Here is a 23,552-nt window from a genome sequence, read left to right on the forward strand (position 1 = left end):
GATTTCCCAAGTAGCGGCGAAGCCAACGGCTCTCGCGGCCGTTCGCGGGGGGTTCGCCCCGAATCAACCCCGGCTCGCCCCGGTCGAGCCGTCGCGGCCGGATCGGACCTCGCCCGCGTTCTCTCCCCCGCTAACCCCCGATCTCCCGGGTCGACGGGTTCGATCGGCCGCGTCGTTCGATCCGCTACCGGCCGTCCGCCGCCATACCGACGGGTTCGAGTCGCTCCGGCCCCCACCGTCGGCCATGAGGGACACGCTCGACGCGCTGGCCGCCGGGGAACTCACGCCCGCGGAGGCCGAGGCACGGCTCCGCGGGTACGCCACCGCCGACCTCTCGGCGGGGGAACCGGGGGCTTCCACGGGGTCCGACGCGAACGGCGAGGCGGACGAGGCGACCGCGAACGGGGGCGACCCGCGGAGCGCGCTGTTCGACGCGAGCAGGGAGCGCCGCCGCGGCATCCCCGAGGGCATCCTGGCGGAGGGGAAGACGCCGGCCGAGGTCGCGGCGCTGGCCGACACCGCGCTGGAGACGACCGGGCGCGCGCTCGTCACCCGCGCGGACGACCGGACGGCGGACCGGGTCCGGACGTACCTCGACGAGAAGCGGCCGGGAGCGGCCGTCGAGCAGGACGCGCGCGCGCGGACGCTCGTCGCCCGAACATCCGAGTTCGAGCGTCCGGCAGTCGACGCGACCGTGGGGGTCGTCACCGGCGGCACCGCCGACGCCGAGGCCGCCGGCGAGGCCGCGGTCGTGGCCCGGGAGGCCGGCCCCTCCGTCGAACTCGTGGAGGACGTCGGCGTCGCCAACCTCGACCGGCTCCTGGACGCCGTCCCGAAGCTCCGAGGTGCGGACTGTCTCGTCGTCGCCGCCGGCCGGGAGGGGGCGCTCCCGACGGTCCTCGCCGGGCTGGTGGACGTGCCCGTCATCGGGCTCCCCGTGTCGTCGGGCTACGGCGCCGGCGGTGACGGGCTCGCCGCCCTGCTCGGGCTGCTCCAGTCGTGTACGGTGCTCTCGACGGTGAACGTCGACGCCGGGTTCCTCGCCGGGTCGCAGGCCGCGCTCGTCGCGCGGCGCGTGGCCGACGCGCGGGCCCCCGCCGACCCCGCGAAACGATGATTTCCCGGCGTAGAGCCAGAATAAAGCCCGATTAGCGGCGGATTTGTGAAAGAGTATATGGGGCAGGCAGCCGTACGGACATCCACCGGCTACGGTGGATGCCGGACGACAATGCCACGCTGCGACCACTGCGGGTCGCACATCTCGGACCGTTTCGCCCGCGTGTTCAGTGACGCGAACGGGCGGCTCAACGCCTGCCCGTCGTGCTCGGCGAACGCGGGGATCGCCGAGGCGGCACGAGAGCGGACCCGCGCAGACGACTGAACCGTCATCCGACCATCCCCACGACGCGGCCAGACCTCCACGTCGCCCTCCGACCCGTCGGTCGGAACCCGGACGGGTCGGCGAGGGAGCCGACGAGAGCCCCGTACCCCGACGGTCGGGGAGCCGACGCCGGCGTGCCGCGGACCGACGGGTCGCGGTCGGCTGTTTTATCCCGGGGGCACGCCATCGGGCGAGCGTGAGCGAGCACTTCGTGTACGTCCTCGAGTGTGCCGACGGGAGCCTCTACACCGGCTACACTACCGACGTCGACCGCCGCGTCGCGGAACACGACGCGGGCGAGGGCGCGAAGTACACCCGCGGACGGACCCCCGTCGAGCTGGTCCACGTCGAGGCGTTCGGGTCGCGGTCGGCCGCGATGAGCCGGGAGCACGCCGTGAAACAGCTCTCGCGGGTCGAGAAGGAGCGGCTGGTCGACGGCGGGGCCGGCGACTCCGCGGGGACCGGCGACTCCGCGGCGCGGTCGCCGACTTCGGTGGAGTGACATGGCTTCGGGGTGCGGCCGTCGGGCCGTCGGGCCGTCGGAAGGGGTTTCGGAGGGCCGGTCCGTGGGGGCTGGCCTCCGATCGGAGGCCTACGGGACGTCCATGAACTCGTCCTTGTGGCCGGCGTAGTGGGCGACCCGGCGGCCGAGCTTCAGGGTCCGCTCGCACAGCGCGTCGTCGACGAACTCGTAGCGCGACTCGGCGCCGATCCCCTCGCCGGGCCCCTCGCGCCGCTCGAAGCGGTCGCGGGCGTTGCGGAGGCCGACCTGGAGCGGCACGGTCCAGCCGTGGACGCCGCGGACGGTCGCGCGCATGTGCGCCAGCGTCGACTCGTAGGAGCCGCCCCCGGCCGTGGCGAACAGGCCGACGACGGTGTCCTCGTACTCGTCGAAGCCGCACCAGTCGTGGAAGCTCCGGAACGTCGAGGAGTAGGAGCCGTGGTACACCGGCGAGCCGAGCAGGACGCCGTCGGCCGCGCGCATCCGTTCGAGGAGGGCCGCGACGTCGCCGGCCTCGGCGACGTCCGCGTCGGGGTCGTACAGCGGGACGTCGAGCGCGGCGTCCCCGAGGTCGATGTAATCCGTCTCGGCGCCGGCCTCGGCCGCGGCGTCGAGCGCGTAGTGGAGCGTCGCGCGCGTGTAGCTCCCCTCGCGGCGGGAGCCGCAGACCGCAACGACGCGGGGTACCTCTGCCATCGGTACAGTTCGGACGGGGGGAGCGAAAAACGCGGCGATGGTCCCTCGGCCCGCGACGTGGCGGCGGAAGCCGCCCGGGGTCGCCGACTCGGCCCGGCGCGTCCGGCCCCGGCATCGGCTTTTTCTCCCCCGGCGGCGACCTCCGCGTATGGACACCGACCCCATCTCCTTCGGCACGGACGGCTGGCGGGCGACGCTCGACGAGTTCACCGACGAGCGGGTCCGCGCGGTCGGTCAGGCTGTCGCGGACTACCTCGGCGAATCCGCGGACGGAGCCGCAGAACCCGACCCGGTCGTCGTCGGCTACGACGCCCGGCCGACGAGCGAGGGGTTCGCCGAGTCGCTCGCCGAGGTGCTGGCCGGCAACGGCTTCGACGTGCTCCTGCCGGAGCGTGACTGTCCGACGCCGCTCGTCGCCCACGCGGTCGTCGAGCGCGGCGCCGCGGGCGCGATGATGGTGACGGCCTCGCACAACCCGCCGGAGTACAACGGCGTGAAGTTCATCCCGGGCGACGGCGCGCCCGCGCTGCCCGAGGTCACCGAGCGCATCGTGGCGAACCTCCGCGCGGCCGAGCCGGCGGCGACCGACGAGTGGGGCGACGTCGAGCGGGCCGACCTCGTCGCGCCCCACGCCGAGCACGTCCGCGACCTCGTGGGCGCCGACCTCTCCGGGCTGACGGTCGCCTACGACGCCATGCACGGGAGCGGCCGCGGCGTCACCGACGCCCTCCTCGAGTCGGCCGGCGCGGAGGTGGTCCGCCTGCGCTGCGAGCGCGACGCCGAGTTCGGCGGGTCCTCGCCCGAGCCGAGCGCCGGGAACCTGTCGGAACTGGCGGAAGCCGTCGAGCGCCGCGACGCGGACCTGGGCATCGCAAACGATGGCGACGCGGACCGCCTCGCGGTCGTCACCCCCGGGCGCGGCTTCCTCGACGAGAACCTCTTCTTCGCGGCGACGTACGACGGCCTCCTCGAGGAGCAGTCCGGCCCGGCGGTCCGGACGGTCTCCACGACGTTCCTCATCGACCGGATCGCGGAGGACCACAGCGAGACCGTGTACGAGACGCCGGTCGGGTTCAAGTGGGTCGCCGAGGCGATCGGCGAGCACGACGCGCTGATCGGCGGCGAGGAGTCGGGCGGGTTCACGATACGGGGGCACGTCCGCGAGAAGGACGGCGTGCTGATGGCGCTGCTCGCGGCTGCGACCGAGGCCGACGAGCCGTACGACGAGCGCGTGAGCCGGCTGGAGGCCGAACACGGCCGCATCGTCGCCGACAAGGTCAGCCTCGACTGTCCGGACGCGGAGAAGGCGCGGGTCGTCGACGACCTGGAGAACCACATCCCCGACGAGGTCGCGGGTCAGGCCGTCGCCGACGTGGTGACGGTGGACGGCTTCAAACTGCTCCTGGAGGACGGCTCGTGGATGCTCGTCCGCCCGAGCGGGACGGAGCCGAAGATGCGCATCTACGCCGAGTCGGGGTCAGAGGAACGCTCGCGTGCGATCCTCGCCGACGGACGGAAGCTAGTCGAGCCCCTGGTGTAGGCGGCCGCGGAGGTGGTCGACCCCCTCGGTCCCCCCGTTCCCGTCGTTCTCCGCCTCCTCGACCTCGAACCCCAGCGACTCGTAGAACGGTCGGACGTCCGGCCGGAAATCGGCCGCCAGCGGCCCGTCGACCCGTTCTGCCGCCGCCGCGACCAGTTCGCTCCCGATGCCGTTCCCGCGACGTCGCGGCCGGACCGCGACCGCCTCGACGCGGCTCCCGTCGAGCACGAGCGCCCCGGTCACGGCCCCGTCGTCGGTCGAGACGAGCACCTCCCCCGCGCGGATTCGTTCGTCCAGTTCCTCGGGCACCTCCAGCAGCGCGCCGTCGAGGACGCGCCGGACGTCCAGCGCGTCGTTTCCGGCGGCCTCCCGGACCTCGATGCGTCTCCCGGCGCCCCCGGTCATCCGCCCTTGACGAGTCGGAGCACCTTCACCCGGGTCGCGTCGACGGCGCGGTCGTCGGGGACCGGCGAGCCGTCGACCAGCGCCGTCACCTCGTGCGGGGAGTAGCCGACCGCCCGGCAGAGGTCGGCGTACGTCGCGTCCTCGGCCAGGGACACCTCCTCGGCCCCCTCGCCGACGACCTCGACGGTCACGTCCATGCCCGTCGTCGGCGGGCCGCGGGTTTCAGCGTTTGCTCTCCGGTTCGGAGTTGATTCGGGCGTCGGGGAGCACTCCCCGAGAGCCCCCGCGCGCTCGGCTTCGAGGTCGGGCCGGTCGCCGTGGCACGGTCGTCGAAAGCCACCGCGCGTCCATCGTCGGTCGATTCGTGTGGCGTGACCTCGTTCCCGAAAGCCCCGCGGCCCCTTTCAGTCCCACCCGACCGCACCTCGTCCTCCCCAGCCTCCTGCGCGCCTCGCGTTCGCTCCCTCCGGTCGCTCACGCTCCGGTGCTCGTCCCTCGCGCGCGTCCGGCGGGCACGGAGGCCCGCCGGCACGCGCCACGTGGTACGACCGGCGAGCGAGGTGAGCAGGACTCCGGGCTCACAGTGGGCGGATCCGCGGCGCCGCGGCCCCGGCGCCCCAGAGCGCGAGCGCGAGGACGGCGAGCGGGCCGACCGCGGAGAGGGTCGCGACGAGCGCCGCGAGGACGGCGACGGCGACGGTCCAGACGGCCGCGGAGGTCGGGAGCCTGGCGGCCGTGGCGGCGCCCGCGGCGCGGGTCGCGACGGCGAGCGAGAGGAGGAACCCCGCGGCCGCGACCGGGACCAGCAGGCCGAGCAGGGGGAGGCCGACGACCGTGGCGGCGACGAGCAGGGTGCCGAGGAGCGCCCCGACCGCGAGGCCCGCGCCGCGGGCCAGCGTCCGACCGGGGGCGTCGCGGGCCCGCGTCGCCAGCGCGTCCGTCCGCGGGTCCGCGCGGGCGAGCGCGACCCCCAGCGGCCCGGCCAGCAACGGGAGCAGGACGGGCAGCCGGCCCCCGAGTCGGAGCGCGGTTCCGGCGGGGCCGAGCAGCGCGTCGGTCGGCCGGCGCTCGCCCGTCACGGCCCCGCCTCGGTCGTCGAGTCGGGCGTCGTACTCCAGGTCCCCCTCGACGGTCGCGCCCGCGGCCAGCACGACCGTCGCGCCGAGCACCGTCGCGTCGCCGACCTCGCCGGCCAGTCGGACCGTCTCACCGCCGGCGTTCACCTCGCGGGTCGTCCCGGTCTCGGCGACCGTGACGGTTCCGCCGTAGGCGATGGCGGGGCCGCGGAGGTCGCCCGCGAGCACCACCCTGCCGCCGAACGCCTGCACCTCGCCGGTCACGACGGCGTCCTCGGTCAGGACGACGGTGCCGCCGTAGGCGTGGAGGTCGCCCTCGACGGTTCCGGCGACGACGACCCGGCCGTCCGCGGCGGTCACGGGCCCCTCGGCCGTCTCCCCGGGCGAAACCGCGACGGTCGTGAACGGACCCGAGGGGACCGCGTCCGCGCTCGATGGCCCGCCGCTCGCGACGGGGCCGACGAGCGCCCCGCCCGCGAGGAGCGCACAGAGCGCGACGGCGAGCGCGACGCGAGTGGCTCGAGCGGCGCGTGTGGCCCATTCGGCCCGTTCGACGCGTGCGGTGCGTGCGGCGCGGGACGACACGGGAGCGGGTTCCGTTCCGCCGGATATAGGTCTCGTGGTCGGCCGAACCGGCGCGAACGGGGGACGAGCGTGGCGGGGCGGCCCGACGGGCGTCGCCGTCTCGGGGCGTTTATGCCGGCGGGCCACCCACTCCGGGACATGAGCGAGGCCGACGCCGAGGACGGGGGGGCCGCGCCGGGCCGGGAGGTCTGGATCGAGAAGTACCGGCCGGAGACCCTCGACGACGTGAGCGGGCACGAGGACATCGTCTCGCGCCTGCGGAGCTACATCGAGCGGAACGACCTGCCGCACCTGCTGTTCGCGGGGCCGGCGGGCGTCGGGAAGACGACCTGCGCGGTCGCCATCGCCCGCGAGATCTACGGCGACGACTGGCGGACGAACTTCCTCGAACTGAACGCCTCCGACCAGCGCGGCATCGACGTCGTCCGGGACCGCATCAAGAACTTCGCGCGCTCGTCGTTCGGCGGCTACGACTACCGGGTCATCTTCCTCGACGAGGCCGACTCGCTGACCGACGACGCCCAGTCGGCCCTGCGCCGGACGATGGAGCAGTTCTCGGACAACACGCGCTTCATCCTCTCGTGTAACTACTCCTCGAAGATCATCGACCCCATCCAGTCGCGCTGTGCCGTCTTCCGCTTCTCGCCGCTCTCGGACGAGGCCGTCGAGGAGCAGGTCCGGAAGATCGCCGGGATCGAGGGCATCGAACTCACCGACGACGGGCTCGACGCGCTCGTCTACGCCGCGAACGGCGACATGCGCCGGGCGATCAACTCGCTCCAGGCGGCCGCGACGACCGGCGAGGTCGTCGACGAGGAGGCCGTCTACCAGATCACCGCGACGGCCCGTCCCGAGGAGATCGAGGCGATGGTTGAGGACGCGCTCGAGGGCGACTTCTCGAAGTCGCGCGCGACCCTGGACACGCTGCTGACGGAGACGGGGATGGCCGGCGGCGACGTCATCGACCAGCTCCACCGCTCGGTGTGGGACTTCGGGCTGACCGACCGGGAGGCCGTCCGCCTGATGGAGCGCATCGGCGAGGCCGACTACCGCATCACCGAGGGCGCGAACGAGCAGGTGCAACTGGAGGCGCTGCTCGCGTCGCTGGCGCTCGATTCCGAGGAGTAGGCGTCGTTCGTGGGGTGGGGCGTTATCGTCGGTTTTCGGGGAGGAGCGACTGCTTCGGCGAGCGAACGCGGTCGTTTGGTCCGGATTTCGCTCGATTCGGGTGGTGTGGGAAGCACACCACTACTGTTTGCCCACCGGCGTCCACCAGTTACCTCGGAGCTCGCTCCGAGGTACGGGAGGGTGAGGCCGCGGGCGGGCGGGACTGAAAGGGGCCGCGGGCGCCGCTCCACGACGACCAACCAATCCGGAACGACCAACCGATCGAGAAGCCGAGCACCACGGAGCGTTCCGGAACTGTACCCCGACGACACGAGAGCAAGGCTTTACTCGCATACGACCGACGGAACGGGCATGGACTATCGCGAGGTCGAGGTCGAGGGCGAGTACCTCGCGCGCCTCGAGACGGGGAGCGACTGGCGCGCCGAGATCGAGGCCCTGGCCGACCGCGTCGGCGTCGACGCGGGCTGGTTCACCGCCATGGGCGCCGTGCGGGACGCCGAGGTCTGGTACTACGACCAGGAGGGGACGGAGTACCGCTCGGTGACGTTCGACGAACCGCTCGAGGTCGCCGCCTGCGTCGGCAACGTCTCCCTGCTCGACGGCGAACGGTTCGCCCACACCCACGCCGTGTTCTCCCGCCGGAGCGGCCAGGCGGTGGCGGGTCACCTCGACTCGGGGACCGTCTTCGCGGGGGAGGTGTACCTCCGCGCGTTCGAGACCCCCCTGGAGCGGGAACGCGACGAGGTCACCGACCTCGACCTCTGGCTCTGAGCGGGGGGAGGGTCCGACCGTCCCCGTTTCGGCCGGACGATCGACGGGCGGACGAACGGATTTATCTCCCTCCCCGACACACCGCATTGACGTGCATCGACGACCCCCGCGAGCCGTCAGCCAGGCCGGTCGCCCCGCGGCCGCGACGGGGCGGGGGTCGTCACCGACGCCGACGGGAGGGACGAGATGAGACCGGACGACGAGCGCTACTTCGCCGGCATCGAGGAGCGACTCGACGAGGCGTTCGAGCGCGCCGAGGCCGCGAAGGCGCAGGGGAAGGACCCCGAGACCGAGATAGAGATTCCGGTCGCCCGCGACATGGCCGACCGCGTCGAGAACATCCTCGGCATTCCCGGCGTCGCCGAGCGCGTCCGGGAGCTGGAGGGCGAGATGTCCCGCGAGGAGGCCGCCCTCGAACTGGTGACCGACTTCGTCGACGGCGAGGTCGGCGACTTCGACTCCCGCGAGGGGAAGATCGAGGGGGCGGTCCGGACCGCGGTCGCGCTGCTCACCGAGGGCGTCGTCGCTGCCCCCATCGAGGGCATCGACCGCGTCGAACTGCTGACGAACGACGACGGGACGGAGTTCGTGAACGTCTACTACGCCGGCCCGATCCGCTCGGCGGGCGGGACCGCGCAGGCGCTCTCGGTGCTCGTCGCCGACTACGCCCGGTCGCTGCTCGACGTCGAGGAGTACGCCGCGCGGAGCGACGAGGTGGAGCGGTACGCCGAGGAGGTCGCGCTGTACGACAAGGAGACCGGCCTCCAGTACACGCCGAAGGACGAGGAGACGAGGTTCATCGCGAAACACATGCCGATCATGCTGGACGGCGAGGCGACCGGGGACGAGGAGGTCTCCGGCTTTCGCGACCTCGAGCGAGTGGACACGAACTCCGCCCGCGGGGGGATGTGTCTCGTCATGGCGGAGGGCATCGCGCTGAAGGCGCCGAAGATCCAGCGCTACACCCGCCAGCTCGACGAGGTGGACTGGCCGTGGCTCCAGGACCTCATCGACGGCACGTACTACGAGAGCGACGGCGCCGAGGCGGACGGGGCCGACGGCGACGACGCCGGCGACGGAGACGGGGACGGGGACGAAGAGGCCGCCGCCCACGCCGAGAGCGACGGGAGCGGAGACGACGGCCCCGTGGACGACTCCCCGGACGGCCCGAACCGCGTCGAGCCGGCCTCGAAGTTCCTTCGGGACCTCATCGCCGGCCGGCCGGTGTTCGGCCACCCCTCGGAGGCGGGGGGGTTTCGTCTACGCTACGGCCGTGCACGCAACCACGGGTTCGCGACCGCGGGCGTCCACCCGGCGACGATGCATCTCGTCGACGACTTCCTCGCGACCGGGACCCAGATCAAGACCGAGCGGCCGGGGAAGGCCGGCGGGGTCGTCCCCGTCGACTCCATCGAGGGGCCGACCGTTAGGCTGGCCAACGGCGACGTGCGACGGGTCGACGACCCGGCGGAGGCGCTGGAAGTGCGGAACGGCGTCGAGGAGATCCTCGACCTGGGCGAGTACCTCGTGAACTTCGGCGAGTTCGTCGAGAACAACCACCCGCTCGCGCCCGCCTCCTACGTGCGGGAGTGGTGGGAGCAGGACGTCGCCGCCGCCGGCGCCGACCTCCAGGCGCTCCGGGACGACCCGCGGCTGGACCTGACGGACCCGGACGCCGAGCGGGCGCTCGCGTGGGCCGAGGAGTACGACGCCCCGCTCCACCCGGCGTACACGTACCTCTGGCACGACGTCTCGGTCGAGGAGTTCGACGCGCTCGCGGACGCGGCGGCGGCCGGTGACGTCACCGGCGACGTGCTGGCGATCGAGAACGTCGACGGCGTCCGGCGGACGCTCGAGACGTTGCTCGTCGAGCACACCCAGACGCCGGACGCCCTCCGAGTCCCCGACTTCCGCCCGCTGCTCCGACAGCTCGGCGTGACCGACGGACTGAACCGGGAGTGGGAGCTCTCGGACCTGACCGAGGAGGCCCGCGAGTGGGCCGGCGGCGACGACGCCGTGAAGGCGGTGAACGAGGTGGCGCCCTTCGAGGTGCGCGAGCGGGCGCCGACCCGCATCGGGAACCGGATGGGCCGCCCGGAGAAGTCCGAGAGTCGCGAACTGTCGCCCGCGGTCCACGCGCTGTTCCCCATCCGCGACTTCGGCGGCAGCCAGCGCTCGGTGGGCGAGGCCGCCCGCGAGCGGACCGACCACGGGCGGGGAACCTTCGACGTGCTCGTCGGCGAGCGCGCCTGCCCCGACTGCGACGAGCACACCTACGAGAACCGGTGTCCCGAGTGCGGGACCCACACCGAGCCGCACTTCGAGTGCGAGGACTGCGGGACGACCTGTGAGCCCGACGAGTCCGGCCGCGTCGAGTGCCCGCGCTGCGAACGGGAGGTCGAGAGCCCCGGCTGGCGACGGCTCGACCTCAACTCGACGTACCGGGACGCCCTGGAGGCCGTCGGCGAACGCGAGGGGAGCTTCGAGATCCTGAAGGGGGTGAAGGGGCTCACCTCCGCGAACAAGACGCCAGAGCCCCTGGAGAAGGGCGTGCTGCGTGCGAAACACGGCGTCTCCGCGTTCAAGGACGGCACCGTGCGCTACGACATGACCGACCTCCCGGTCACGTCGGTCCGGCCCGAGGAACTGGACGTGACCGCCGAACACTTCCGCGAACTCGGCTACGAGACCGACATCGACGGCGAGCCGCTGGTCCACGACGAGCAGCTGGTCGAGCTGAAGGTGCAGGACATCGTGCTTTCGGACGGCGCCGCCGAGCACATGATGAAGACGGCCGACTTCGTCGACGAGCTGCTGTCCGACTTCTACGGGCTGGAGCCGTTCTACGAGGTGAACGAGCGCGACGACCTCGTGGGGGAACTCGTGTTCGGGATGGCGCCCCACACGAGCGCGGCGGTCGTGGGGAGAGTCGTCGGATTCACGTCGGCCGCGGTCGGGTACGCTCATCCGTACTTTCACGCCTCGAAACGGAGGAACTGCGACGGCGACGAGGACTGCGTCATGCTCCTCATGGACGGACTCCTCAACTTCTCGAAACAGTTCCTCCCCGACAAGCGGGGAGGGAGAATGGACGCGCCGCTGGTGATGTCCTCGCGCATCGACCCCAGCGAGATCGACGACGAGGCGCACAACATGGACGTCGTCAGGCAGTACCCGCGGGAGTTCTACGAGGCGACCCTGGAGATGGCCGACCCCGGGGCGGTCGAGGACCTGATCCGGCTCGGCGAGGACACGCTCGGCACCGACGACGAGTACCGGGGGTTCGAGCACACCCACGACACCTCCGACATCGCGCTCGGCCCGGACCTCTCGGCGTACAAGACGCTCGGGTCGATGATGGAGAAGATGGACGCCCAGCTCGAACTCGCCAGAAAGCTCCGCGCGGTCGACGAGACGGACGTCGCCGAGCGGGTCATCGAGTACCACTTCCTGCCGGACCTCATCGGGAACCTCCGGGCGTTCTCCCGACAGGAGACGCGGTGTCTGGACTGCGGGGAGAAGTACCGCCGGATGCCGCTCACGGGCGACTGTCGGGAGTGTGGCGGCCGGATGACGCTGACGGTCCACCAGGGGTCGGTGAACAAGTACATGGACACCGCCATCCGGGTGGCCGACGAGTTCGACTGCCGGGAGTACACCAAACAGCGCCTGGAGATCCTGGAGCGGTCGCTGGAGTCGGTGTTCGAGAACGACAAGAATCGGCCCTCGACCATCGCCGATTTCATGTGAGACCAGCAGAGGATGGACTCACACCTGCAAGAGAACCCGCACGGAAAATCCTCCACGTGATTCTGAGTCACTCCGCGTTCTCCGACGTGTCGAAGCCGTGGAACGGCCGTCCTCGTTCCGTACTGAGGATATCGAGTCCGGCCGAGGATCCCATGCCGACGGAGATCGCGACCTGGATCCCGTCCTTTCGCGCGATCCACCCGCCGGCATGGACGTTTTCGACCGTGGTTTCCCCGTCCTCGTCGAGGCTAACCGTTCCGTTCTCGTCGAACTCGCAGCCGAGCGAATCGGCGATGTCGCGCGACCGTCCCGTGGGTGTAGTAAGATGAACGATACGAATCTCGACGACGGTACGGACTTCGCCGATACGGAGCGAGCAACTATCGTTCGTCGACGGCTTCGATGAGGGACAGCGCACGTTCGACCCGGTCGGTCGGTTCCGATGCCCGAGTCAGGTTACGGTCCCGATCGTATTCGACGGCACCCGCATCATCCAGTTTCGGGAGATGAACGTGGTGGAGCGACAGTTGGATCGTTCGCACCTCCGCGTTCGGAACCTCCGTTAGTGAGCCTTCGTTCTCACGGGCGGCGATGTCCTCGGCCAGCTCGGTCAGCGGTATTGACTGTGTGCTTCCCTCCAGACACGCAAGGACGTCCCGACGGCGTTGATCGGCGAGGAGGTCGAGAACGACATCGGCCGATCGTTCGTCCGAGCCACCGCGTCCTGCCACACCCGCGTTTGGGGAATACCCAGCCATATCCGCTAGTAGGGGCCATGGATGGAAGGAGCCCGTGGAAATCAGTGCTTCGTACGCTGGGGATTAAACAGCGTAGGGGTGAGAACGTGGAGAATCCACAGTCCACAGGTACGCCCGATCAGGTGTCGACCGGTTCCTCCCTCGACGACTCGTCCGTTTCCGCCCCCGGTGGCTGCTCGTCGATGAAAACGCTCCCGCTCCCGTCGACGGTGACTGCGTACCCGTAGAACGCGAACCGGACGCGGAGGTGTGCCCGTGGGTGTCGATCGCCAGGACCGTTCGTGAGCGCTTCGAGCGCGTCCGTATCGATCGCCTCGTACAGCGGAACGTCGAGGTCGACCGGGTCAACACCTTCACGCGTAGCGATTCGCTCGACGATCTCGGTGGAAACCCGTACTGATTCCATTACCCCCTCTTACAGATACGGGGGTATTCCCCTGTTGGTTCCTGTGCTTCAATCGATAGTGACTGTTTATTCAGCAGTATTTGGAATGATATCCGTGACGAGTGGTCAATCCTGGACCACGTCAGCTCCGAAGTGGTTGAACGGTTGGGTGTGCAGATCCTTGATGATCTGTGTGGACACGATTTCGAGATCGGTGAGGTTCTCGATTCCCGCGCGGGCCTCGTCAGCGGCGTCGGAATCGACGGCCACCAACTCGATGTGGATGTTGTGGCCGCCGGTCGTCATCTCGCGGACGTTGATCACGCCGGGAAGTTCCAACGCCCTCTCGGCCAACTCGGTTCGTTTCGCTGTCGGCGCTCGACAGACGATGAAAAGGTGGAGCTCGAACCCTGCCTCCCTGTAATCGAGTTCGGGATGGTAGCCGCGAATCACGCCCTCCTCGAGGTACTCGATACGGTTTCGCACCGTGCTTGCCGAGGTTCCGACCATGTGGGCAATGTCCGCGGCCGTCGCGTTCCGTGCGTTCGCCTGGAGAGCATGGAGAATACCTCGGTCGACGTCGTCGAGGTCGTGAACCATCCTGTAGAGGACGGGGAATACAGGCAAAAAGGTACTGGCGCGGTACGGTGTTCGACGAGAACGAGCGGAGCGGCATCGCGGACTTCGTGTAGGTCGGCGACCCGACTCGGCTCCGCCACCCTGGATTCGCCGGCGGAGTTAATCGCTCAGACGTGTTACAGGGACACATGAGCGACGAGTCACTCAACGTCGGCGTCGGCCAGCCGGTCTACACGGAATCGGGGCGAAAGCTCGGCACCGTCCGCGGCTTCGACGAGGGGGGATTCTACGTGACGACGCGGGAGGGCATCGTCTCGCTGTCGATCGAACACGAGCGCGCCGGCCACGAGGTCGGCGAGGGCGAACTGATGTGGCGCTGTAGCGACTGCGGCGAGATGGGCGACCTCGACGACGAGTTCCCCGAGGCGTGTCCCAACTGCGGCGCGCCCCGCGAACACGTCTACTACTGGACCGAGGATTGAGGACCCGCTACCGAACCGAGGATCGAGAACGCCGACGAAGAAAATCGATAGACTGCGACTGGAATCGGAGACGCGGGAGGACCGAACCGCTCTTTTCGCTCCTCCCCCACCCCCGCACATGGACGTCCTCGTCTTCGGCGCCGGCGCGCTCGGGAGCCTCGTCGGGGGCCTGCTCGCCCGCGAGCACGCGGTGACGCTCGTCGGGCGCGACCCGCACGTCGGGCGAATCCGCGAGGACGGGCTCCGCATCTCGGGGGAGTTCGACGCGCACGTCGGCCCCGAAGCGGCGAGCGAGGTCGACGGGCTCTCGGCCGACCTCGCGCTCGTGACGGTGAAGGCGTACGACACCGCCGCGGCGGCGGCGGCGCTCTCGGGCGAGGGGGTGGACATCGACCTCGTCTGCTCGCTCCAGAACGGGCTCACGGAGGGGGAGCTCCGGGCGGCCCTCGGCGACCGCGTGCTCGCGGGGACCGCCACCTACGGCGCCGAACTCGTCGATCCGGGCCGCGTCCGCTGTACCGGCGTCGGCCGGGTCCACGTCGGCGAACTCGACGGCGGGGAGAGCGACCGTGCCGAGCGCGTGGCGGCCGCGTTCCGCGAGGCGGGCCTCGACTGCGAGGCCGACCCCGGGATGCCCCGGCGGCGGTGGGAGAAGCTGGCGGTCAACGCCGGCATCAACGCCGTGTCCGCGCTCGCCCGGGTTCGAAACGGCGCGCTCGCGGAGCCGCCGGCCGCCGACGTCGCGGAGCGGGCGACCCGCGAGGCGGCCCGCGTCGCACGTGCGGAGGGCGTCGACCTGACCGGCGGGGACGCCCGCGCGGCGCTCCGGACGGTCGTCGGGGAGACGGCGGGCAACCGCTCGTCGATGTTCCAGGACGTGCGGGCCGAGCGCCGGACCGAGGTGGACGCGATCAACGGCGCCGTCGTCGAACGGGGCCGAAAGCACGGGCTGGAGACGCCGACGAACCGGACGCTCGCCGAACTGCTGGGAGCGTGGGAGACCGCTCGCGGCCTGCGGCCGGCCGACGGCGACCGGAACCGGTAGCGATCCCACCGATCGCCTCCGATACTGCTCGCAGTACGGTGGTTTTCGAAAGAACAGTCGACGGTCGACTAACGCGAGACCGTAGTTGATATCGGAGAGAAGCAGTCGTTCGACTTACTCCACGTAGCCGAGGTCGCGGAGCCGCTCCTTCGCCTCGTCGTCCATCCCGTCGAGCGAGTCGTCGCCGACCTCGTCGTCGACCGCGTCGGTCCACGCGCCGCCGCCGGCGGATTCGAACGCGCCGAGCGTCGACTCGGCCGCCTCGATCCGGTCGTCGCCGGCGCCCGCGAGGTCGTCAGTCTCCCCGGGGTCCTCGTCGACTCGATACGCCTCGTCGGGGATGCGGTCGATCCGGACGTACTTCGCGTCCGTGCCCCGGGCCGCGCGCATCCGGCTGTAGAACCGGGAGTCCTCGGGGAGGTCGATGCCGGCCGCGGCGGCCTTCTCCTCGAGCTGGTTCAGCTCGACGACGGGTCGGGAGTACTCGACGAACCCGAACTCGCCGTCCGGGTCCGCGGCCTGTCCGGGGTCCGGGTCGTTCGCGTCGGCGAACGCCCGGTACGAGGCGGAGAGCAGCGAGCGGGTCCGATCGAGGCCGATCGCCTCCTCGCCCGGGGCGGCCGGTTCGCCGCCCTCCACGTCGAGCGCGTCGAGCACGGTGTGATAGAGATCCAGCAGTTCGACGGTGTCCTCGCGGCGTCCGCCGTCGAGGTCGGGATGTTTCACGAGCAGCGGGACGTTCACGAGCGGGTCGTACAGGCAGAACTCGTGGCCGTAGAGGTCGTGTTCGCCGTGGAGTTCGCCGTGGTCCGCACAGACGATCACCGTCGTCTCGTCCCACCGGTCGGTCTCCTTCAGCCAGTCGAACAGCCGGGTGAGCTGGTCGTCGATGTGGGCGATCTCGGCGTCGTAGAGGTTCCGGATGTCGGCCCACTCCCCGTCGTCGATGTCGCGTGCGCCCGCGTTGAACTCCTTCGAGTTCTGGCACACCTCGGTGGAGTCGACGCCCGGCGCGTACTCGTCGGCGTACTCCCGGGGCGGGTGGTACGGGAGGTGGGCGTCCATCAGGTTGATGAACGCGAACCAGTCGTCCCCCCGGGCGTCCGCGTCGTCGACGAACGACCGCGTCCGGTCGATCACCGCGGGCGTCTTGGAGTCGGCGCCCTCCCCCGACGCGAGGCGTTCGTGGGCGAGGTTGCCGAGCGAGACGAGTTTGTCCGCGACCGCCCGGAGCGTCTCGCTGTCGTTCATCGTCTTCCAGGCCCGCGCGAGCGGCCCCGAGAGGAAGTCGCCGGGCATCACCTCGAAGAAGTTGTCCTGATCGTCGAAGCCGTCCGTGAGGTGGGTGTACGGCGTGATCCACGCGTTCGATGAGTAGCAGGCGGTCTCGTAGCCGGCCGCCGACAGCGTCTCCGCGAGCGTCGTCGCCCCCTCCAGATACGGGTTCTCCTGGTCGGCGCCGTGCCGGTGGGGGTACATCCCCGTGAACAGCGAGGCGTGGACGGGGAGGGTCCACGGCGCCGGCGCGACGGCGTTCTCGAAGACGGTGGCCTCCTCCACGAACGCGTCGAGCCCCGGCGTCGTGTTCCGATCGTATCCGTACGGGCCGAGTCGGTCCTTCCGGACCGTGTCGAGCACGACGAGGAGGACGTTCCCGGGCTCCTTGCTCATACCCCTGAATCCCACCCGCGCCGAATACGTTTTCTGGTCTCTCGGCGGTTCGCTGGCCCGCTCCCTCGACTGAGTGGGCGCTCGGATCGGGTGGCACGACCGTCCGCCGTTACGGGGGAACTCGCTCGGAGAGCACGACCGGAGGGGGGTTCAGGCCCGTGGACCCGTTCGAGGCGGGATGGCGTCCCGGTCGAGGCGTGGGCGCCCGGAGCAGCATTCTATATCGCGAGATTCTGTTTATTCCGCCGTGATCGTGGGAGCGTCGGGACTAACCGGATCGTTGCCGAGAGCGGCGCTCGACCGCGATATCCGGCGTTCGGCTCGAAACGCGGGCGGCGCCGCCGCTGGACGGGCGGAAAACGGAGGAGAACGGGGCCGGAACTAGAACGGGGCCTGCGGCCCTTCGTCGGACTCGCCGTCGTCGTCGCCGGACTCGCCCGGGAACGACGGGGACATCCCGCCGTCCGAGTGGCCCATCCCGCCGAGGTCGCCGTCGGCGCCGCCGCCCATGCCGGTGTCGGCGTGGACCTGGGTGATCTCGGGAATCTCCTTGGTCATGCGCGACTTGATGGCCTGGATGGTCATCGGGGAGATGCCACAGCCCGAACACGCGCCGCCGAGCGCGATGTGGATCTCGCCGGTCTCCCGGTCGAGGTGCTGGATGGCCGCGCTGCCGCCGTGCATCTGGATCTGCGGGAAGTTGCGCCGCAGGAAGTTCGTGACCCGCTCGCGCAGGTCGTCGTCGGCCTCCTGAGAGTCGGTGCTCATTACAGGTTGGTTGGGAGCACGTCGGTTTATGCCTTGCGCCCGCCGGGGCGATTCCGGGTGTGTCGACCCGCTACACGCCGTCAGCCGGCGGTTCGACGTCGAACACGCGGTACAGTTCGGCCTCGATCTCGTCGACGTACCGGTCCAGGGTCACCGCGAGCTTCTCGTCGTCGACGACGACCGCCGTGAGCCGGTCGGCCGGGTCCTCCGGGAGTTCGACCCGGAAGGCCCCCGACTCGGCGTCGTAGAACGGTTCGCTCTCGTTCAGAACCTGCTGGTCGATGCCGTGGATCAGCTGCGAGTCGTACCGGTCGTTCATCGTCTCGAAGGCGTTCTTGTACGCGCGCTGGAGTTCGGCGAAGTAGTGAACGTACTTGTCCTCGAACTTTTCGGGGTCGAACTCGGCCATTATCGGGCGGTTTCGGCGGCGGCGACGTAAGCCCGGCGGTCCGGGACATAAATCACATTACGCGATACGAAATTTCTCCGGCGCAGGGAACGGCGTCGGCCGGGGTTCGGGGTCGAAACGGGGACGGAAGCCCGAATGCTGTCGATTTCGGGAGAATCGAGGGTGGGAGGTCGGACCCGTCGGTGGCGAGCGTCGCGGGGTCGTCACGAACGAGGTTCGCAACGAGCGGGACAGCAGTCCCTATCGGGCGGGGTGGCGTCGGGTCACGGAACTCCGTCGTCGGGTCAGAAGGTGGTCCAGGCGGTCGCGACCTGCGAGCGGTCCCGGACGCGGAGTTCGCGAGCACCCTCGTTCTCGCGGGTGTTGACGACGGTGTCGAACGGTTCGTACATCGTGTGGAGCGTCTGCTCGTCGTGCATCGTCGAGCCGATGACGGCGACGGTGAACCAGCCCTCGCTCTCGGCCTGCTTCGTGAGCACCCGAGCGAACTGGTAGACGTCCTGGGGGTCGAGATACATCAGGAGCTCCGAGAGCGAGTGGATCCCCACGCCGACCGGGGGGTCGAACTCCCGGTACACCTCGAAGAGGTCGGTGAACTTCATCCCGATCCCGGTGACGTTCTTCGGCGAGGAGACGTACCGGACCCGGTCGGTGACGGGCGTCTCGACGCCCCGCTGTTTCGAGACGCAGTCGACGACGCCCACCTCGTCCGGGTCGAGTCCGCCGATCTCGGCGAAGTCCGCGCGAACGTCGGCGGCCACGTCGCCCGTCGAGATGACGATCCCCCGCTCGACCGCGTCCCCCAGCAGCCGGTACATGAGATCGTACTTGCCGGTCATCGGGGGGCCGGCGATGAGGAGACTCCGCCCCTCGGGAGGCGCGTCGATCGAGAGCGGGGAGTCCTCCAGCATACGTGTGAGGTAGCGACGGACGGTCAAAACCTTTGTCCACACGTTCATCGGGGAGCCGCCTCGTAGTCCCCCGATTACGCCCCCTCGTCCTCGGACGGTCGCCGGAGGAATCGGGGGTACTGGAGTGCGTCGAGGCTGCTGCCGCCCTCGAGGAGGTCGATTCTGTCGAGGCTCTTCGGGCGCCGCTCGGCCGGGCCTCGCTCGGCGCCCGGATGTGGCGGGGGAGTCGAGGGGGAGTCGGCGGCGCTCTCACGATCGGATCCGACGAGCCGTTCCCAGACCGTCGCCCGGTCGGTCGCCTTCCCCCGGAGCTCTCGAGCCTTCTGTTTCCCCTCGCGGTGGGAGAGGTCGATGATGCTCCGGTCGTAGGAGCTGTCGAGCGCGGCCCGGAGCCGCGCGAACTCCTCGCGGTTCTCGTACCCGAAGACGGACGCGACGCCGAGCGCGAACGCCCGGTCGATCGCCTCCCCCTCCGAGAGCGCCTCCCAGTCGGTTCCCAGTCGCTCCTCGTACATCAGTGGGAGACCGTCCGACCGGCCTCGACGACGAGGCCGTTGTCGGTGAAGCGGGCGTCGTGAATGTCGGTGTCGACGTCCGTCCCGCGCATCTTGACGACCTGGACGCCGCGGGCCATCCCGTCGCCCTCCATGTAGTTGTGGAAGAACACCACCCCGTGTGCGAGGTAGTGTTCGTCCGCGTACGCGGACGGGTCGGTCATCTCGGAGATGAGGTACGTCGTCGCGTCCATCCGCTTGAGCGAGGAGAGAAACCGGATCATCGTGTCGTCGGTGTCGTCGAGGAAGAACCGCAGGAGCATCGTCGAGTCGATGACGACGCGGTCGACGTCCCGCGAGTCCACGAACGAGACGATCCGGTTCGTGATGTTGTTCGCGTCCCGCCGCTCGCCCGGGATCCCGAAGAACCGCTTGCCGTCCTTCGAGAAGGCGTCGAGGAACGTCACCTGGCCGGAGTCAAGCGCGTCCTCGAAGCCGAAACCGTACCCGCTCATGTCGCGCTGGAGGTCCGCCCGGCTCTCGTGCATGCTGATGAAGAGGCACCGGTCGCCGTTGGCGACGCCCTCCGTGAGGAACTGGGCGGAGAACGTCGTCTTCCCGCTTCCCGGCGGCCCGCAGACGACGTAGAGCCGACCCGCGGGGAGCCCGCCGTCGACGACCCGGTCGAACCCCGGCACGCCGCTCGATACTCGCATACGTCAGATTCCCCGGAACCGTTCAATAAGGGTTCCCTCCCGAGTATCAGGATGGATAACCGTGTCCGTTCCGGCGCCGGGCGAGCATCCGCGGGACCGATTTGGCGGACGGGGAGGCGGCCTCAGTACGACTTCTCGGCGTGGAGCGTCCCGTCCGGTTCGTACAGGTACACGGTGTCGCCGCCGTCGTTCCAGACGTACGAGCCCGACCCCCAGTACAGGTTCCCGTCGGTCCCGGAATCGTCGCCGTCGCCCGTGTGTAGGCGCACCGTTCCCCCGGCCGTGAGCGTGTAGTCGTCCGGGAACTCGTACCGGTAGCCGGCCTCGTCCTCGACGGCCCAGCCGGTCATGTCCCGGTCCGAATCGGCCGTGTTGTCGAACTCCACCCACTCGTCGTTCAGGCCGCCGCCCGACTCGCTGATCTCGCCGACGCAGATCGTCGAGTCACAGCTCCCGTCGCCGAGATCGTCCGAGGACCGCTCGTCGGCGAGCCGCCCGTTGTCGTCGTGGACGAACGCCGTGTCGCCGCCGTCGTTCCAGACGCCGATCCCCATCCCCCAGTACAGGTCGGTCGTCGTGTCCTCGCCCTCCCCGGTGTGGATCCGGACCGTCTCGCCCGCCCCGAGTCCGAACGAGTCCGGGAAGGTGTACGTGTATCCGGCCTCGTCCTCCAGCGTGAATCCGGACGTATCGAGGATGCTCGACCCCCCGTTCGTGACGTCGACCCACTCCTCCTCGAGGGACATGTCCGTGACGGAGACGTCGTACGGGGCCGGATACGTGTGGTCCCGGACGGGGTTCCCCTCGCCGTCGGTGAGAAACGCCGTGTCGCCGCCGTCGTTCCAGACGAAGCTACCCGATCCCCAGTACAGGTCCGTGTCGGTGTCGTCGCCGTCGCCGGTGTGGAGCCGAACGGAGTCCCCGTCGGCGAGCGTGAACCCGTCGGGGAACCGGTAGTCGTAGCCCGCCTCGTCCTCGACCGTCCAACCGCTCATGTCCACGTCCGCGCCCTCGACGTTCCCGAACTCGACCCACTCGTCGTTCAGGCCGTCGCCCGACTCGCTGACGGTCGGGATGATCACGTCGGGGACCGACCACGACTCGTCGGCCGCGAGGTCGCCGTCGGCGTCGAGGACGGCACATCGGTCCTCGTCGACGTCCCAGCGGAACGTCCCGGCGCCCCAGTAGAGGTCCGCGTCGGTGTCGTCGCCGTCGCCGGTGTGCACCCGGACCGTCTCGCCGGCAGCGAGCGTGAACCCGTCCGGGAACGTGTACGCCCGCCCCTCCTCGTTCTCCACCGTCCAGCCGGTCGCGTCGAGGTCGGCGTCGTCCTCGTTCGTCAGGTCGACGTACTCCTCGTTCAGCGTCGTCGCGTTCCGTTCGACGGTATCGACGGAGACGACGTAGCTGGGGGAGGCGGCGTCACCGGAGTACGCGCTCCAAAGCTGGAAGTCCGCCTCGTTGAACGCGGTCGTCGTGAGCAGGTCGGCGTCGCCGACGTTGTTCGCGTCGTCGGTCACCGCGTCGGAGTTGAGCCGGAGGTCCGAACCGAGGCCGGCCGCGAGGTCGTCGAGGTTCGAGCGCCCCGCGGCCGTCGACTCGGAACTCCCCAGGAGGACGACCGCCCCGCCGTCGTCGACGAACTCCCGGAGCGCGGTCGTTTCGGCGTCGGTGAAGGCGTTCTCGGGGCTCGTGACGAGGACGGCGCGGGCGTCCGCGAGCGAGGGCCCGGCGGCGTCGTCGAGCGCGTTGACGCCGGCCAGTTCGATGCCCTGTCCCTCGAGGTACCGTTGGTAGAACACCGCGTCCTCGCACGAGCAGGCGTGGCCCGCCTCGAACTGGCGGTGGCCGCCGTCCACGAGCACCATCCCCGGCCGGTCCCCGTCGGTTAGGTGGTCGACGAGGTTCGTCAGGAACACGAAGTGTTCGAGGTGCTCGGAGTCGGCGTCGTGGTCCTCCTGGATCGGTTGCCCGCCGAGCAGCGCCGCGTTGGCGGCCTCGTCGACGCCGACGAGCGGGACGGGGTCGTCCCCGTAGTCCACCGCGCCGTCCCCCAGCGTCTGGGTCGCCTCCGCCTCGGCCCAGACGGGGACCCGGGACGGGGGGATGGCTCCGTCGCTCGTCCCGACGCTCGACGTGTTCGGGTGGAACGTCTCGGCCACGTCGTCGTCGCGGACCTCCGGCGTGTTCTCCGGGTCGCTCCCCGCCCAGAGCCCGACCCCCTCGGCCCGCGCCGCGTTCTCGGCGTCCCAGTACTCGTCGGTGTCGCTCATGCTCGCGCTGTAGACGCGAGCGTACCCCTCCTCGAGGGCGTACCTGTTGTACACCGTGCCCATCGACCCGGTACCCGTCCGGTCGTATCGGATCTTCGCGAGCAGCCTGTCGTACCGGTCGATCTCCTCGGACTCCCCGTCCACGGCGATCCGGCACTCGGTTCCGACCGGCAGTTCGTCCGCCGCGAACGCCGAGGCGTCGTCGCCCCAGTCCGCGAGGTGGGACTCGTCCTCGATCCCCTCCCACTCCTCGATCCGGTCGTACCTCGTGTAGCCGGACGCCTCCGGCGTGTCGATTCCGAGCGTGCGGACGGTGTACGCCGTTCCGTCGTCCAGTTCGACGTCGAACGTGTCGCCGTCGACGGCGTCCGTGACGGTCGCGTCGTACCACGTGCCCGGTTCGAGCCCCGAGTCGGCCGCGACGGCCGCGTCGACGCCGACCGTCAGCCCGGTTGCCGTTCCCCCCACCGCTTTCAGAAACGTGCGCCGCTCCATGGAGCGGATCGACCAACCGGGGGACGTCGTAAAAATTTGTTCTAGAACGTCGGTAACATGTCAATGCCCGTCGTCAGATGTCGTATTTATCCGGATGGCAGCCGGTCGCAACTGGCTCCGTTCCGGATCCAAGCGGCACTGACGCTCCCGAACGTGGTGCTCACACGGTGTGAAACTGAACGCTAACTTCGCCGATTCGACGTCGCCGGGTCCGGCGGTCCCGACGGCTATTCGGTCCGCGGTTCGACCCAGACGACGAACCGGTCCTCGCCCTTCACGATGCCGCGAACGTCGTCGTCGCCGGCAGTCGTGCCCTCGTCGACCTCGTCGGGCGCGACGTCGCGGACCTGGAACACCTCGTCGACGACCCAGCCGACGGTGCCGCCGTCGTCCGTCTCCGCCGGGTCGAAGACGATGATGCGCTCGCGGGGACCCTCCCCGTCGATCCCGAGCAGCGTCTTCGGGTCGATGATCGTCGTCGTCTTCCCGCGGAGGTCCATCACCCCCTCGACGTGTCGCGGCGAGTTCGGGATCGCCGTCAGGTCGCCTGCGTCGACGATCTCGTCGATGTAGGCGATGTCGAGACAGTACGTCTCCTCGCCCAGCCCAAACTCCAGTACCTGGGTGATCTCCCCCTCGTCTGCCGACGCGCCGGCGGCCGACTCGTCGGCCCCGTGCTCGCTGCTCGCCATACCTCCTCCGGCCGGCGCGGCGGCCTTAACCGTGTTCCCC

The 23,552-nt window shown here is 70.1% G+C and carries 24 protein-coding genes; 9 read left to right on the plus strand and 15 right to left on the minus strand.

What is annotated here, in order from left to right; translation table 11 throughout:
- Positions 1 to 244: 244 nt before the first annotated feature.
- From larB to HUG12_RS02810, 3 genes are all read left to right on the plus strand, one after another.
- The gene (larB, locus tag HUG12_RS02800; RefSeq protein ID WP_179267315.1) at positions 245 to 1,117 is read left to right on the plus strand and encodes a nickel pincer cofactor biosynthesis protein LarB; all 873 of its coding nucleotides are present in this window, start codon (positions 245 to 247) and stop codon (positions 1,115 to 1,117) included.
- 111 nt (positions 1,118 to 1,228) lie between these two features.
- Entirely contained in the window at positions 1,229 to 1,381 is a 153-nt protein-coding gene (locus HUG12_RS02805; protein ID WP_179267316.1) for a DUF7563 family protein, read from the plus strand.
- Positions 1,382 to 1,577: 196 nt separating this feature from the next.
- Positions 1,578 to 1,883: a GIY-YIG nuclease family protein gene (locus tag HUG12_RS02810; protein ID WP_179267317.1), complete on the plus strand. Its 306-nt coding sequence runs from the start codon at positions 1,578 to 1,580 to the stop codon at positions 1,881 to 1,883.
- A gap of 90 nt (positions 1,884 to 1,973) precedes the next feature.
- On the opposite strand, the gene HUG12_RS02815 is transcribed toward HUG12_RS02810, so the two are convergent.
- Positions 1,974 to 2,579: an NADPH-dependent FMN reductase gene (locus HUG12_RS02815; protein ID WP_179267318.1), complete on the minus strand. Its 606-nt coding sequence runs from the start codon at positions 2,577 to 2,579 to the stop codon at positions 1,974 to 1,976.
- A 148-nt stretch (positions 2,580 to 2,727) separates the two neighbouring features.
- On the opposite strand from HUG12_RS02815, the gene HUG12_RS02820 reads away from it, so the two are divergent.
- A complete protein-coding gene (locus HUG12_RS02820; RefSeq protein ID WP_179267319.1) occupies positions 2,728 to 4,119 on the plus strand; it encodes a phosphoglucomutase/phosphomannomutase family protein in 1,392 nt (463 codons plus the stop codon).
- On the opposite strand, the gene HUG12_RS02825 is transcribed toward HUG12_RS02820, so the two are convergent.
- From HUG12_RS02825 to HUG12_RS02835, 3 genes are all read right to left on the minus strand, one after another.
- Positions 4,099 to 4,524, minus strand: coding sequence for a GNAT family N-acetyltransferase (locus HUG12_RS02825; RefSeq protein ID WP_179267320.1), 426 nt, complete (start codon positions 4,522 to 4,524; stop codon positions 4,099 to 4,101). The genes HUG12_RS02820 and HUG12_RS02825 overlap by 21 nt on opposite strands.
- Positions 4,521 to 4,721 (minus strand): ubiquitin-like small modifier protein SAMP2, encoded by a 201-nt coding sequence (gene samp2 / locus HUG12_RS02830; protein WP_179267321.1) that lies wholly within the window; start codon positions 4,719 to 4,721, stop codon positions 4,521 to 4,523. The genes HUG12_RS02825 and samp2 overlap by 4 nt, the downstream gene beginning before the upstream one ends.
- 381 nt (positions 4,722 to 5,102) lie before the next feature.
- Entirely contained in the window at positions 5,103 to 6,185 is a 1,083-nt protein-coding gene (locus HUG12_RS02835; RefSeq protein WP_179267322.1) for a bactofilin family protein, read from the minus strand.
- A 138-nt stretch (positions 6,186 to 6,323) separates the two neighbouring features.
- Between HUG12_RS02835 and HUG12_RS02840 the strand changes: the two genes are divergently transcribed.
- The 3 genes from HUG12_RS02840 to HUG12_RS02850 all read left to right on the plus strand — a co-directional run bounded on the left by HUG12_RS02840 (position 6,324) and on the right by HUG12_RS02850 (position 11,834).
- Positions 6,324 to 7,313, plus strand: a complete 990-nt coding sequence (locus HUG12_RS02840) for a replication factor C small subunit (protein WP_179267323.1) — start codon at positions 6,324 to 6,326, stop codon at positions 7,311 to 7,313.
- 351 nt (positions 7,314 to 7,664) lie between these two features.
- Positions 7,665 to 8,084 (plus strand): PPC domain-containing DNA-binding protein, encoded by a 420-nt coding sequence (locus tag HUG12_RS02845; protein WP_179267324.1) that lies wholly within the window; start codon positions 7,665 to 7,667, stop codon positions 8,082 to 8,084.
- Positions 8,085 to 8,270: 186 nt separating this feature from the next.
- Positions 8,271 to 11,834 (plus strand): DNA polymerase II large subunit, encoded by a 3,564-nt coding sequence (locus HUG12_RS02850; RefSeq protein ID WP_179267325.1) that lies wholly within the window; start codon positions 8,271 to 8,273, stop codon positions 11,832 to 11,834.
- Between the two features lie 380 nt (positions 11,835 to 12,214).
- Here the strand turns inward: HUG12_RS02850 and HUG12_RS02855 are convergent, their stop codons facing one another.
- From HUG12_RS02855 to HUG12_RS02865, 3 genes are all read right to left on the minus strand, one after another.
- Positions 12,215 to 12,565 (minus strand): DUF7344 domain-containing protein, encoded by a 351-nt coding sequence (locus tag HUG12_RS02855; protein WP_179267326.1) that lies wholly within the window; start codon positions 12,563 to 12,565, stop codon positions 12,215 to 12,217.
- A gap of 145 nt (positions 12,566 to 12,710) precedes the next feature.
- The gene (locus HUG12_RS02860) at positions 12,711 to 12,998 is read right to left on the minus strand and encodes a HalOD1 output domain-containing protein (RefSeq protein ID WP_179267327.1); all 288 of its coding nucleotides are present in this window, start codon (positions 12,996 to 12,998) and stop codon (positions 12,711 to 12,713) included.
- Between the two features lie 105 nt (positions 12,999 to 13,103).
- The gene (locus HUG12_RS02865) at positions 13,104 to 13,577 is read right to left on the minus strand and encodes an Lrp/AsnC family transcriptional regulator (protein WP_179267328.1); all 474 of its coding nucleotides are present in this window, start codon (positions 13,575 to 13,577) and stop codon (positions 13,104 to 13,106) included.
- A gap of 167 nt (positions 13,578 to 13,744) precedes the next feature.
- On the opposite strand from HUG12_RS02865, the gene HUG12_RS02870 reads away from it, so the two are divergent.
- Together HUG12_RS02870 and HUG12_RS02875 are read left to right on the plus strand one after the other, a co-directional pair.
- Positions 13,745 to 14,038, plus strand: coding sequence for a DUF7130 family rubredoxin-like protein (locus HUG12_RS02870; protein WP_179267329.1), 294 nt, complete (start codon positions 13,745 to 13,747; stop codon positions 14,036 to 14,038).
- A 118-nt stretch (positions 14,039 to 14,156) separates the two neighbouring features.
- Positions 14,157 to 15,083, plus strand: coding sequence for a ketopantoate reductase family protein (locus HUG12_RS02875; protein WP_179267330.1), 927 nt, complete (start codon positions 14,157 to 14,159; stop codon positions 15,081 to 15,083).
- Positions 15,084 to 15,197: 114 nt separating this feature from the next.
- On the opposite strand, the gene HUG12_RS02880 is transcribed toward HUG12_RS02875, so the two are convergent.
- The 8 genes from HUG12_RS02880 to HUG12_RS02915 form a co-directional block, all read right to left on the minus strand.
- On the minus strand, positions 15,198 to 16,754 hold the full coding sequence (locus tag HUG12_RS02880; protein ID WP_179267331.1) for a sulfatase: 1,557 nt from the start codon (positions 16,752 to 16,754) through the stop codon (positions 15,198 to 15,200).
- A gap of 381 nt (positions 16,755 to 17,135) precedes the next feature.
- Positions 17,136 to 17,522: a NifU family protein gene (locus tag HUG12_RS02885; protein ID WP_179267332.1), complete on the minus strand. Its 387-nt coding sequence runs from the start codon at positions 17,520 to 17,522 to the stop codon at positions 17,136 to 17,138.
- Positions 17,523 to 17,592: 70 nt separating this feature from the next.
- Positions 17,593 to 17,931, minus strand: coding sequence for a DUF5783 family protein (locus HUG12_RS02890; protein WP_179267333.1), 339 nt, complete (start codon positions 17,929 to 17,931; stop codon positions 17,593 to 17,595).
- Between the two features lie 284 nt (positions 17,932 to 18,215).
- Entirely contained in the window at positions 18,216 to 18,842 is a 627-nt protein-coding gene (locus HUG12_RS02895) for a DUF7504 family protein (protein ID WP_179267334.1), read from the minus strand.
- A gap of 74 nt (positions 18,843 to 18,916) precedes the next feature.
- Positions 18,917 to 19,357 carry a hypothetical protein gene (locus HUG12_RS02900; RefSeq protein ID WP_179267335.1) on the minus strand — a complete coding sequence of 147 codons (441 nt, stop codon included), beginning with the start codon at positions 19,355 to 19,357 and terminating at the stop codon, positions 18,917 to 18,919.
- Positions 19,357 to 20,052: an RAD55 family ATPase gene (locus HUG12_RS02905; RefSeq protein ID WP_179267336.1), complete on the minus strand. Its 696-nt coding sequence runs from the start codon at positions 20,050 to 20,052 to the stop codon at positions 19,357 to 19,359. The genes HUG12_RS02900 and HUG12_RS02905 overlap by 1 nt, the downstream gene beginning before the upstream one ends.
- A 122-nt stretch (positions 20,053 to 20,174) precedes the next feature.
- Positions 20,175 to 22,820 carry a DUF4350 domain-containing protein gene (locus tag HUG12_RS21610; protein ID WP_179267337.1) on the minus strand — a complete coding sequence of 882 codons (2,646 nt, stop codon included), beginning with the start codon at positions 22,818 to 22,820 and terminating at the stop codon, positions 20,175 to 20,177.
- A gap of 227 nt (positions 22,821 to 23,047) precedes the next feature.
- The gene (locus HUG12_RS02915) at positions 23,048 to 23,512 is read right to left on the minus strand and encodes a chemotaxis protein CheW (protein ID WP_179267338.1); all 465 of its coding nucleotides are present in this window, start codon (positions 23,510 to 23,512) and stop codon (positions 23,048 to 23,050) included.
- Positions 23,513 to 23,552 lie beyond the last annotated feature (40 nt).

Origin of the sequence: Halorarum salinum (genome assembly GCF_013402875.1) — an archaeon.
GTDB lineage: Archaea > Halobacteriota > Halobacteria > Halobacteriales > Haloferacaceae > Halorarum > Halorarum salinum.